Raw genomic sequence first — 12930 nt, forward strand, 5'->3', positions numbered from 1 at the left:
TACAACCTGCACCGCCATCATGTCGATCGACTTGGGGCGGGCGAGAGCTAATCCGGGCGATCGGCTTGTTGATAAAAAGCCATCACCTCTGGAATAATCTGATTCAGATTGCCAGCACCCAAAAACAGAGCCAAATCCCCCGGTTGCAGATTTTCGGTTAAAAACTTACTTACCGACTCCAGAGAAGATTGAAACTCAACCTCTCGGCCTTCTTTAGCAATCAAATCAGCAACCTGCTGCCCGCTAATCTCTCCTAAATTCGGTTCCCCAGCACTATAAATATCGCAAGCGACAACCAAATCTGCATCCCCAAAAGATTGAGCAAATTCTGGCAAAAATGTCAGAGTTCGGCTGTAACGGTGCGGTTGAAAAATAGCAACTACTCTTCGGGATTTGGAATTCTTTTCGTTACCTTCGATGCGTAAGCGAGCAGCGGCCAAGGTAACGCGAATTTCGCTGGGATGGTGGGCGTAGTCGTCCACAAACAGGATGTCATTGTGAAAACCCCGCACTTCAAAACGGCGGCGAGCGCCTTCAAAGCCAGCAATCGATGAAGCGATCGCCGAAAACTCCAACCCCAACAATCGACCAACTGCTACGGCTGCTAGTGAATTGCTAAGATTGTGTTTGCCCAACAACTTCAACTCCATTTCCCCCAGGAAAGCTCCTCGCTCCCAAATGCCAGCCTTGGTGCTGGCGGCGCCGTATTCCACATCGGAAACCGTGTAGTCAGCACCGCTGTCCGGATTCAAGCTGTAGCTGACATTCGGTGCAAGGCAGTCTTTGACGATTTCGTCGTCAATGCAGCCCACCAACGTTTGACAGTTTTTGGCAAACACTTTAAATGTGTCTATTACCTGTTCGAGGGTATCGTAATGGTCTGGATGATCCAGTTCCACATTCGTCACTATGCCAATTTTGGCTGCGAGCTTGACGAGGGAACCGTCGGATTCATCAGCCTCGGCGACCAAGTAGGGGCCTTCCCCTAAACGGGCATTCCCTTCCCAAGCATTTACCTCGCCTCCTACCACGATCGTCGGATCCAGACCCGCAGCCATCAGCATAAAGCCGATTAAGCTGCTAGTGGTAGTTTTGCCGTGAGTCCCTGCTACGGCTATGCTTTGGTAATCTTGAATTAACGCTGCCAACACATCCGATCGATGAAAAATCGGACATTCCAAATCTAGGGCAGCTCGATATTCGGCATTTGCCGGGTGAATTGCCGTCGAACATACTACTTGAGGCAATCCCACAATTGCTTGGGGGCCAGAACCCTTGCCGTTCAATTTGAGAGATTCGGCTGTCGCCACGGAAGTCCCTACCGTGCCAGCGACTGCCGAGGATACGGCCTTTTCGGCTGCCCCGCGATCGGGACTGCTACCGTTGAGGGCCGTTTGAAATATTTCAAAATTGCTGGCGTCTTGACGCCAAAAAATGTGAGCTCCCATTTCTTGCAAGCGCTCGGTTATGTGACTCGATTTAATATCGGAGCCGTACACAGGCAACTTGCGTTTCGCTAGAATGTAGGCAAGGGCTGACATCCCAATTCCACCAATGCCGATGAAATGAAATGGTCTCCCGCTGAAATCAACAGAACTCGGCATCTTCGCTCCTCACACACCACACCACGCCAATAACACGCGATATCATATCAAGAATTGTTTTTTCAGGATACAGTTCGCTAGAGATTTTGTACAAAATTCTCTGCGCGTCCCTAGAATTGTGGGACTTGTAGAGATGTTTGTCTTGTATCCTATATGACTTAGTACCGAGTAGTTTTCCGGAACAGTCACAGCTCGAAAATTGCAGGTCAGAGAGAATGGGGTCTGGGGTCGGGGCTAACTGACTAATTGTGGGCGGTTGCATATCTCCTGCATTCTTTCTCTTTCTACCCGCCTGCTGTGCTGGGATACGGCAGCAAAAGCCCCACAACCTTTGTACGAAGATTGAGGGTAAAACCCATCAGGATTTACAAACACTACCACGTATCACAAAAGTTCGCTCATTTTCTAGTTATTTATCTGCGGGTACGGTCATTTTTTCCTGAAAATCAGAGATTGACTCGATCGCCACCACAGTAGTTTCTCACATATCTGTATACATTTCCTCACTTAATAAAGGTACGTTGTTGGGCTTCAGCCCTCTTACGCTCTTTTATACATTACATCAAGGTACAGCCCAACAATTTAAATCACAGTCATACCTCACCTATTTGAGAATAAGTTATATACAAAATATACATTCGATCGCAACCGTCAAACAGTGACTGAGCTTAGTGGTAAAAGCGCACAAACATGAAATTTGGGCGATGTCTGTCTGTATTAATCCTAATTAATCCTAATTTTTGGGAATTATGGGGAAAATAGCGATTTTTGGGGGTACTTTTGACCCGGTGCACTGGGGTCACTTGTTGGTAGCCCAGGCGGCTGCGAGTCAATTTAATCTCGATCGAGTGATTTGGGTACCCGATCGCGCTCCTCCTCACAAGTGGCGATCGGATTTGGCAAGTTTTGAGCGGCGGCGCTCCATGCTCGCTCTGGCGCTCGGCGATCGCCCAGACTTCCTACTAGCTCCGTTGGAGGCAAATCCCTCGGGCAGTTCTTTTGCGATCGACACTTTGCTGTATTTGCAAAAAATGTATCCAGGCGATCGGCTGCACTGGATTATTGGCAGCGATGCTTTCAGAACTCTTCCCAAATGGCACCGATCGGCCGAAATCGGGCGGTTGTGCCACTGGTTGGTGGGCCCGCGTCCGAGTCAGGTAGATCCGCAGACAGCAGAAAGCGGGGACATAGGGGCAGCATCTGAGTGGGGCGATAGTTTGAGCGATGTGTCCATTGATGCTGACGACAGGATGCAGGTTGAGACAAATGCTGTTTGCTGCAAAGTTGCCGAACAGATGGCTCTGCTAGATGTGGAAATTTGTTGGGAGGTGCTGTCCATGCGCGCGATCGAGATTTCGTCGAGCCACATCCGCCGCTGCTGGGCCCAAAATCATGACCTGGGCGACTTAGTACCGGAAGTTGTCGGGAGTTATATTGCGGCCCATCAGCTTTACCAGTAACCAGCAGCCGAAAGCTGAATGCCTTGAGCCTTCGGATTTCTGCCTTCTCAAAAATTTCAGATTTTTTCGATACAGACGAAAAGTTAGAAAGGATCAGCCTTTGCGATATGATCTGGTGTCAGAAGTCAATTATTAAATTTTTCCAAAAATTCAGCCTGAGTTAAGGGCTGCCATCATTAGGAGGTACTAGGTGATTAGAGTCGCGATCAATGGTTTTGGACGTATTGGGCGCAGTTTTACGCGCTGCTTGCTGGGCCGAGAAAATAGCCAGCTTGAGCTGGTAGCAATTAATGACACTTCCGATCCGAAAACTAATGCTCACTTGCTGAGATACGATTCCATGATGGGAACGTTGAAGGGTGTGGACATCAGTACGGATGAAAATTCGATTATTCTCAATGGCAAGACAGTTAAATGCGTGAGCGATCGCAATCCGCTCAACCTGCCTTGGAAAGATTGGGGTATTGATCTGATTATTGAAGCAACCGGCGTCTTCGTTGACCAAGCTGGTGCCTCGAAGCATATCACTGCCGGCGCTAAAAAAGTGCTGATTACTGCTCCCGGTAAGGGGCCAGAAGTTGGCACCTATGTGATGGGAGTCAACCACCACAACTACAAGCACAGTGACTACACTGTCATCAGCAATGCTAGCTGTACTACTAACTGTCTAGCTCCCGTACTGAAAGTGCTTCACGAAAATTTTGGCATCGTCAAAGGCATGATGACCACTACCCACAGCTATACTGGCGACCAGCGCTTGCTGGATGCCAGCCACCGGGATTTGCGACGGGCGCGGGCTGCTGCGATGAATATTGTGCCTACTTCTACTGGTGCTGCTCAAGCTGTGGCTTTGGTGATTCCAGAATTGAAGGGTAAGTTAAATGGCATCGCCATGCGGGTTCCGACTCCTAATGTGTCGGTCGTTGATTTTGTGGCTCAGGTAGAGAAAAAGACTTTTACCGAGCAAGTAAATCAAGTTTTCAAAGAAGCAGCCGAAGGCCCGATGAAGGGGATTTTGGAGTACAACGATTTGCCTCTGGTTTCTTGCGACTATCGCGGAAACGATTCTTCTTCCATCCTGGATTCCAGCTTGACCCTCGTCATGGACGGCGATATGGTAAAGGTGTTGGCTTGGTACGACAACGAGTGGGGCTACAGCCAGCGGGTGGTTGACTTGGCTGAATTGGTCGCCCAACGGTGGGAAGGCTAGTATCTGAAGAAGGCATTGGTCAGTAGGCAAAAGGTAAAAATAACGAATAAAGCAATATTGGTCTACTGTTTGATGCTATAGCCCAGATCCCCCCTAACCCCCCTAAAAAAGGGGGGGACATGAGCCTTCTCTAAAAAAGGGGGGACAAGAGTCTTCTCAAAGTCTCCTTTTTAAGGGGGATTTAGGGGGATCTGGTCTCGGCTATAAGCGAGATTTCAGGACTTACGCACGGGTAGCCAGAAACCGGGTTTTTTCACCCAAATATTTGGTTCAAACCCTTAATATCGGTAAAAAACCCGGTTTCTTTAGTCCTCCGGCGTAAGTCCTGAAATTTGTTTGTAAATCGGACGTACGGTTGAAACCGCGTCTACACTACACAAACGATGTCCGCCGGACGCCGACGGAAAAATAACCGAATTGTAAGTGCCACGTCTTCAACCCACGGAGGTGGGTTTTGTCTGTATAGACGCGGTTTCAACCGCCCGGTCTTCTCTGGTAACTCCTCGAAAAATCCCAAATATTAAAAATAATAAAAATTCTGACGGTAAAAGTTAAATAACGGGAAAAATAGCAACCACTAAGCTAGAGTTTGGTTGTAAAAATTTATATGAAAAAAGCGCTAATTTGTGGTATATCAGGTCAAGATGGAGCTTATTTAGCTAAACTGTTGCTCGATCGAGGTTATGAAGTTTGTGGTACCTCCAGGGACGCCCAAATGTCTAGTTTCGGAAACCTTGCCCGTTTGGGAATCCGGGACAGAGTAAAACTAGAATCCATGTCTCTCAACGATTTTCGCAGCGTCTTGCAAGTATTAGCAAAAATTGCACCCGACGAAGTGTACAATCTAGCGGGTCAAAGTTCCGTCGCTCTGTCTTTTGAACAACCGGTAGAAACCCTCGAAAGTATTGCCACAGGTACATTAAATCTGTTAGAAGCAATTCGGTTTACCGGTGGCAAAATTAAACTTTACAATGCCAGTTCTAGCGAATGTTTTGGGGATACCGGAGGCAATCCTGCCGATGAAAATACCCCCTTTCGCCCCAGAAGTCCTTACGCAGTGGCAAAAGCCGCAGCATTTTGGGAAGTAGCGAATTATCGGGAAGCGTACAATTTGTTTGCGTGTTCTGGTATTTTGTTCAATCACGAGTCGCCACTGCGCCCGGAGAGGTTCGTCACCCAAAAGATTGTATCTGTTGTGTGCCGAATTGCTGCGGGTAGTTCCGAAAAACTGCATTTGGGAAATATTTCAGTGCAGCGGGACTGGGGCTGGGCACCGGAATATGTGGAGGCGATGTATTTGATGTTGCAGCAGGAAGAACCAGATGATTATGTAATTGCTACTGGTGTAAGTTATCCTTTGGAGGAGTTTGTGCAGACAGCGTTTGTTGCTGCGGGTTTGGATTGGCAGGAACATTTGGTAACTGATGCGAGTCTCTACAGACCGACGGAGATTGCTGTAGGGAGGGGAAATCCGGGAAAGGCAAAAGAAAAGTTGGGATGGGAGGCGAAGTATAAGATGCCCGATGTGGTGCGGATGATGGTAGAGGCGAGGATGATTTGAGGGAAAATTATGAGGTGAAAATATGGCAGCAGAATATGCGACAGCTAAGGAGTGGTACAAAGCTAATCGTCGTGAATTGAAAAAATATCGGGGTCAGTGGATCGCTTATACTAACCGAGGTGTGATTAGTGGCGATGGCGATTATGACAAAATGAAGGACGGGATAGATCCAAGTTTGTCAAGTTTAGATTATGTGATTGAACGCATATTTGAAAGCGAATTTCTAGATACTGTCCGGTTCTCAGGATTCCATTGTAACTAGAGATTAGTTGATGACGTTAAAACTGTTATATAAGAACTACAAGAGGAAAACAAGTCAAATGCAAACAAGCGAATTAGTTCAAATAAAGAAATCAATTCACGAAGAAAGTTGGAAGCCAGCCTACAAATTTTTACCAGAGCTGATACAGAAATTCAATTTAAAAGTAGGTGCAGAGATCGGCGTGGCGTTTGGAGGTCATTCAGAAGCTATGCTCAGCAATACAAATATTGAACTACTGTACGGGATTGACAGCTATCAACATAGTGACTCTTACGACGACCCGATGAACCTCCCGCAGGCAGATTTTGACATACTCTGTGAAACAACGAAAAATCGCCTAGCTGTCTTTGGAGATAGATTTAGGCTGATTCGTTCAAATTCACAGCAAGCTATGGGGCAAATTGATGGCTTGCTTGATTTTGTCTACATAGATGCAGAGCATTCCTACCAAGGCGTTTGGCAAGACCTCTGCACTTGGTACAGCAAAATTAGAGTGGGGGGTTTAATTAGCGGCCATGATTATGGGCATATCGCTTTTCCGGGCGTGAAACAAGCTATTGATGAGTTTTTTAGAAGGTTAGACTGGCAAGTCAACCTTGAGGGCGAGGGAGTTTGGTGGGTACAAAAGCAATCGGTGAATATCAGTTTTTTCATCCCCGCCTACAACTGCGAACAAACGATTGAAGAGTCAGTTTATTCTATATTAGAGGGTAATTTTGAAGACGACGACGAGTTAATTATTGTAAATGACGGCTCCACCGATCAGACAGAAAGCCTAATTCAGATTATTAAAAATAAATTTCCCTTCATTAAGTATTTTAGTCATGAAACCAACCGGGGTGGTGCCGCAGCAAGAAATACCGCTGTAAAAAATGCTACGCACCACCTTTCTTTCTGCTTAGATTCGGATAATATACTAGCTCCGAAAAGCATTTATAAACTAAAAGAATTCCTCCTGAATTCAGGAGCAGATATAGCCGCCTTCCAAGAAATTCACTTTTTTGAAGGTAACAAAGAAAATATTATCAGTAAATGGATATATCAAGATACAGTTACTTTGGCTGACGCTCTTTGTAGACATGAGGTGCCAGGAGCGAGTGGCAACTATTTGTTTACTAAAGAAAGTTGGCTCAGAGCCGATGGATACCCAGAGTTTGCCGGAGCTCTAGATACTTACGGGTTTGGTTTTCGGCAATTGGCTACAAACTCCAAGATGTACACATTGCCAAATTCATATTATTACCATAGACAGGGTATTGAATCTTACTGGATTAGGTTCACAAGAGCTAATAATAACTGGTCATTAATATTGACTGAAATTTTAGCTCCCTATGCACATTTGATTGCTGAGTTAGATTGGCAATATATTTGTGGGGAAGGCAAAGATAATTGGTGTTTAGAGCTTCCCCGCCGACCTATTTCTTTGAGAACTCAAGTAAAGAGTATACAAACAGATGCAGAGTTGCAGTCAATTGCGATCGCACAGAAACCGCAAGAAAATATAGAGTCACCCAGCCCTCTCGTGTTTACGGGCGAGAGCCAAGTGATTGCCAAATATATCAAAGCTGGCGATATAGTTTTTGACGTAGGGGCGAATGCCGGGGATTGGACACAGGAAGTGTTAAATCAAGGGCATGATGTAGAAATTCACTTGTTTGAACCAATCCCTAATGTATATCAAAGACTCTTGCAAAATCTGGTCAACAAAATTCCCAGCGGAAAAATCAGGGCTTTCAATCTTGCTTTAGGGAATAAAGAAGAAGTAAAGACTTTTTATCACTACGAAGATCTGTCTGTTTTAAGTACCTTTTACCGTAGGGTAGAAGTAGAGAAGCAAGGAAATTTCAATCCTCCAAAATCTTTTCCAGTCGTAACAACAACTATCGATATTTACTGCCAGAAACAAGAAATCAAAAGAATTAATTTTTTAAAAGTAGATGTTGAAGGGGGTGAGTTAGACGTACTATATGGAGCTAAATATTTTTTAGAAACAGGTCGAATAGATTATCTGCAATTTGAATATGGGGGGACTTACCTCGATTCTCAAAGAACTTTAAAAGAAGCATTTGAGTATTTACAAAATTTTCGGTACTCAATATTTAAAATTTTACCCAGCGGATTAGAGTACAAGCCAAGTTTTGTGCCAGAATATGAAGACTTTGAGTACAGTAATTTTTTGGCAGTAAACGAGCGATTCAGAACAAATGTCTTGGGTGAATTAACCGACGGAAAATTGGATTTGCTGCAACTTTGCCTAGAACATTCCGTTACACCCCGCGGCGTTGTTCACGTTGGTGCCCATGAAGGCACAGAAATTAGCGCTTACCAACAAATGGGCGTACAAAATGTGCTGTTCGTAGAAGCAAACCCAATTGTGTTTGAACGCTTGCAGGCAAATTTAGCTGCTGTTCCCAATGTTCTAGTAGCGAATTGTGCGATTAGCGATCGCAATGGTACGGTGGATTTGCACGTTACTTCTTTCGATCAAAGCAGTTCTATTTTGCAATTGAAGCACCATCAGGAGATTTATCCCCACATTACAGAAACTCATCAAGTAACGGTACCGTCAAAAAAGCTTGATACGTTGTTACAAGAACTAGAAATTAATCCCTCTGACTTTAATATCTTAAATATAGATATCCAAGGGGCAGAACTTTTGGCTTTGCAAGGGTCAATCAACTGGCTGAAATATGTTGATCTTATTAATACTGAAGTCAATTACGAAGAACTTTATGAAGGTTGTGTTTTAATTGATCAACTTGATGAATTTTTAGAGGCGCAGGGTTTTCATCGGGTAGCAACAACAACGCCACACCCGTCTTGGGGGGATGCAGTTTATGTGAAAAAACCCGTTATTACTTCATCCGTACTTGGCATGGAGAATATGGGTAGGTTGGGGAATCAAATATTTTTGTATGGGTTCCTGAAAATCTACGCACTGGAACACAATCTCAGGGTTGAAACGCCAACTTGGATTGGTCAGTGTCTATTCGGTCACAGCAACCCGCCAATTTCTCGGTCATTACCTCTAGTGGGAGAGGAATCGCAGCCTTATAAACTTTCCGATTCAGCAATTCTCAATGCACCGGAACCGTTTAAAAATGTAGACTTCCACGGCTATTTTCAGTTTCATACGCAGTATCACGCAAGACATAAAGAGTATTTTAGCTCGCTGTTCAAGCCTGTACCGACAGTCGAAGCAAGAATGGCGGAAGCTATGAACCGCTTGCGTGCTAAAGGTAAAACAGTTGTAGGATTGCATTTGCGTCGCGGTGATTACAAAAGCGTTCATACAGTAGTTCCATATCTGACTATTGCGCCTAGTGGATGGTACAAAGAGTGGCTGAACGGTTTTTGGGAAACTCTTGATGAGCCGGTATTGTTTATAGCTAGCGATGAAATTGAAGATGTAATCGCAGATTTTGCAGAATATCACCCAATAACAGTCAAAGATTTGGGTGTTGAACTGCCGGAAGCACCGTTCTATCCTGATTTTTATATTTTGAGTCAATGCGATGTTTTGGCTATCTCAAATAGCACATTTTCATTTGCAGCAGCCATGCTGAACGAACGGTGCAAATTTTTCTTCCGTCCTAACTTGCTACAGGAAAAATTGATTGCGTTCGATCCTTGGAATAGCGAGCCACTACTGCGGGAAAATCCTAATGAGTTGGGATTGAAAATGCTTCAAAACCCAGTAAAAATCATCCAAATTCAGGAGGTTACATTAATGCCTCCCGATCATCCGGAGTTGCTGTGGGGATTTAATATAGAGGCTCCGGCGATCGGCACTAAGGTAAGTTCAGGTAATCTTTTGATTGGAGGTTGGGTATTAGGTAAGAATTCCAGGGCTATTAAAGTTGAGTTGATTCGCGATGGCGAAATTATCCATGAAATTCCTGTGAATCAGTACCGTCCGGATGTTGCTGCTGTTTTTTCGCAAGTACCCTTAGCAGAAAATAGTGGTTATGCGATCGAATGGGAAGTAAAATTAACGCCGCCTGAATCTCAACTTTTGCTCCAAGCTGTACTCGCAGATAACACCCGTGTCAAAATGGGGTTAATTAGGTTGCAAGAAATTGTTTATCCAACTCCCAAAGTCAAGCCTAGGAAAAAGTGCAAACTGAGCCTGTGTGCCATTATGAAAGATGAGGCTCCATATCTTATAGAGTGGTTGGAGTTTCATAAATTAGTTGGTGTTGAAAGATTTTATTTGTACAATAATAACAGTACGGATAACACTCTTGACATTGTTCAATCCTACGTGGAATCGGGTGAAGTTGTTTTGCACGACTGGCCATTTAGTGCTAAACAACAAGCTTCAGCATACGAATATTGTCTGGAAGCATACAGACAAGAATCGGAGTGGATAACTTTTCTGGACTTGGATGAATTTTTGTTTCCCACAGAAAAGGAAAACTTAATAGAAGTATTAGAGGAATTTGATTCTGTTCCAGCAGTAGGAGTTAATACCTTAATTTTTGGCTCTTCCGGTCATAAAACTAGACCCGGAGGGCTACAGATAGAAAATTTTACTCAGCGATCCCAAGATGATTTTGAATCCAATAGGTATATAAAGAGTATTGTTCGTCCAGCACAAATCCTGCGCTCTAACTGTCCTCACTTTTTCATACCCATTAATAATGATTTATTTACGGTCACAGAAAACAAAGAACCGTTATCCTCTTCTATATCTGAAAGACTTTCTGTGGAAAAACTGCGGGTTAATCATTACTATACTAGGTCGAAACAGGAAATGAAACAAAAGGTTATGCGTGGGGATGCTTTTTTCTCTTGGGGCAAAGCTTTATCTGTTTTAGAAGCCTGGGATAGAAATGAGGTAGAAGATTTAACGATTCAACGTTTTGTTCCTCAGTTGAAGCAAGCTGTTGATTCAGTTAAGTCTAAATCTCGAATAGCACAGATTTTGACTGAACATTGGCATTTGCAGTCTAAGCTGTACCAGATGCAAATGGAATTAGAGGAATCTCAGACAAAACAGCAGCAAACTCCCGGAGAATTTGAGCAATTTTTAACTCAACAGCGAGAACTTCAAGAGGAACTTCAACCAATTAAAAAGGATCTTGAAATCAGGCAGCCTCAATACCACAAAACTCAGGAAGAACTAGAACAAACTAAGTCTCAGCTAATGGCAATTCAGGCTAAAATGCAAGAGATTGAGACCGCAGCGGTTCCGTTAGGTCAACTGGCAGAGTTGTATTTAGCTCAAGGAAAACTAGAAGAGGCGATCGCAGTTTGCGAGCAAGCCTTCAAGATCAAACCAAAATTTGCCCCGGCGTATAAGACTTTGGGGAATGTCTTCCAAGCTCAGGGTAAACTGGATGAGGCAAAGAATTGCTACATTCGCGCTCTTGAAATTCAGCCGGATTTTGCCCAAGCTTTAGCGAATCTGGGAACTATTCACGCACAGCACCAACAGTGGTCGCTGGCGATCGCCTGTTACCAAAAAGCGATCGCGATTCAACCGAATTTTGCTGGTGTTTACCGAAACCTGGCTAAGGTTTTTTCGCAAATTGGCAAGCCAGATGAAGCTGTCGAGTGTTGTTATGCAGCGGCGATTTTGCAGCCTGAAACCACAGCAGAGCAATACTTTAACCTTGGCAATACTTTGTTAGAGCAAGGGAAACAGGAGCGGGCGATCGTGTGTTATCGCAGGGCGGTTTATCTAAACCCAAGTTTTTCTGATGCCCATGACAAGTTAGAAGTTATGTCTGTTGGGGAGTAGGATAAAGCGATCGCCCTTTATGTCCAAAATATCTAAGTTTGAGGTTTAGGGTAATGGCTTTCTGCGGTAACAACCTCTTCTAGGGTGACATCCCATCTAAATTTATCAGGATTCACCTCAGACACTTTTTTAGCTAGGATGGCAACACCGCCGAATCCTAACTGATTTACTAATGTCTCTTGACCTGGAATAAAAGTATCTAAGTGCATTCGCAAAGGTACATAAAGGCTGGATTCGATAACTTCAAATCCCAAAGCAGGGGAAAATAAAACCTTGAGACCTTCGTCAGAAAAACGCCAGAAGTCCCAGGGGCTTTCATGGAGAGGCCAAGAAAAGTGTGTGCTCTGAAAGGTTATTCCACCTACCTCCAGTAACTTATTAATTTCCATCGCCACTACCCAAGGCATGGCTAAGTGTTCAAAAACAGACAAGGAAAAAATAGCATCAAACCGCTGATTACCAAAATATTGAGAAAGTTTGTGAGCGTCCCCTACCACATCTGTGTTGGCATCTGGATAATAGTCAAATCCAGTGTAGGAGGATGCACCAGAAAACAAAGACCTCTTGCTAGCACTTCCTGGACTAACTATCCGCGAACCTATTTCTAGAACTCTCAAATGACGATCATTTACCTGTTTGATAAAATCAACGAACAGACCTGTATCATCATTGGTAAAAGTAGCTGAATCATAAACTTCAGGCTTTGATCCAGCAAATCCGACTATTTTATGATGTATTTCGCTTTTTGTTTTTGCTTTAAAGGTGACTTGATGTTGGGCGACTCTGGGCAGATATGCTATGAAACCGCAGTTATGATTATGGTTATATTGCGGATAAGCTGCTACCACATCTGGACGTGAATGCCACGAAGCAATCGGCACACAATGATCTCCTACACAAATTTCTACTCCTTCAAGTACCCCTTCCTTTTTACCTAAAATCCATCCTTGGAGTCCGAGTCCGCAGTCATTCGACCAGGAATGATCGATCGCCAATATTAAGTTATCGTCTTGTTCTAGGATTGCCATAAATTTTAGTGATAACCTTAATTTTTAAAGGTGATTTTTTGACAGATTGCGCTAACAGT

Annotated in this window: 7 protein-coding genes; 5 read left to right on the top strand and 2 right to left on the bottom strand. The window is 44.1% G+C overall.

The window, feature by feature from the left end:
- Window positions 1–47: 47 nt before the first annotated feature.
- Window positions 48–1604 (bottom strand): UDP-N-acetylmuramate--L-alanine ligase, encoded by a 1557-nt coding sequence (murC, locus tag JGK07_RS10015; RefSeq protein WP_293190588.1) that lies wholly within the window; start codon window positions 1602–1604, stop codon window positions 48–50.
- A 749-nt stretch (window positions 1605–2353) separates the two neighbouring features.
- Here murC and nadD point away from each other — a divergent pair.
- The 5 genes from nadD to JGK07_RS10040 all read left to right on the top strand — a co-directional run bounded on the left by nadD (window position 2354) and on the right by JGK07_RS10040 (window position 11843).
- Window positions 2354–3064 carry a nicotinate (nicotinamide) nucleotide adenylyltransferase gene (nadD, locus tag JGK07_RS10020; RefSeq protein ID WP_293224508.1) on the top strand — a complete coding sequence of 237 codons (711 nt, stop codon included), beginning with the start codon at window positions 2354–2356 and terminating at the stop codon, window positions 3062–3064.
- A 190-nt stretch (window positions 3065–3254) separates the two neighbouring features.
- Window positions 3255–4274, top strand: coding sequence for a type I glyceraldehyde-3-phosphate dehydrogenase (locus JGK07_RS10025; protein WP_293178915.1), 1020 nt, complete (start codon window positions 3255–3257; stop codon window positions 4272–4274).
- A gap of 607 nt (window positions 4275–4881) precedes the next feature.
- A complete protein-coding gene (locus JGK07_RS10030; RefSeq protein WP_293224506.1) occupies window positions 4882–5835 on the top strand; it encodes a GDP-mannose 4,6-dehydratase in 954 nt (317 codons plus the stop codon).
- Window positions 5836–5857: 22 nt separating this feature from the next.
- Window positions 5858–6097 (top strand): DUF5678 domain-containing protein, encoded by a 240-nt coding sequence (locus JGK07_RS10035; RefSeq protein ID WP_293224504.1) that lies wholly within the window; start codon window positions 5858–5860, stop codon window positions 6095–6097.
- Window positions 6098–6155: 58 nt separating this feature from the next.
- Complete coding sequence (locus tag JGK07_RS10040) at window positions 6156–11843, top strand: FkbM family methyltransferase (protein WP_293178906.1); 5688 nt, start codon at window positions 6156–6158, stop codon at window positions 11841–11843.
- Window positions 11844–11875: 32 nt separating this feature from the next.
- Here the strand turns inward: JGK07_RS10040 and JGK07_RS10045 are convergent, their stop codons facing one another.
- Window positions 11876–12871 (bottom strand): methyltransferase domain-containing protein, encoded by a 996-nt coding sequence (locus JGK07_RS10045; RefSeq protein WP_293178903.1) that lies wholly within the window; start codon window positions 12869–12871, stop codon window positions 11876–11878.
- Window positions 12872–12930 lie beyond the last annotated feature (59 nt).

This window comes from Microcoleus sp. PH2017_24_DOB_U_A, from assembly GCF_020738205.1.
Lineage (GTDB): Bacteria > Cyanobacteriota > Cyanobacteriia > Cyanobacteriales > Microcoleaceae > Microcoleus.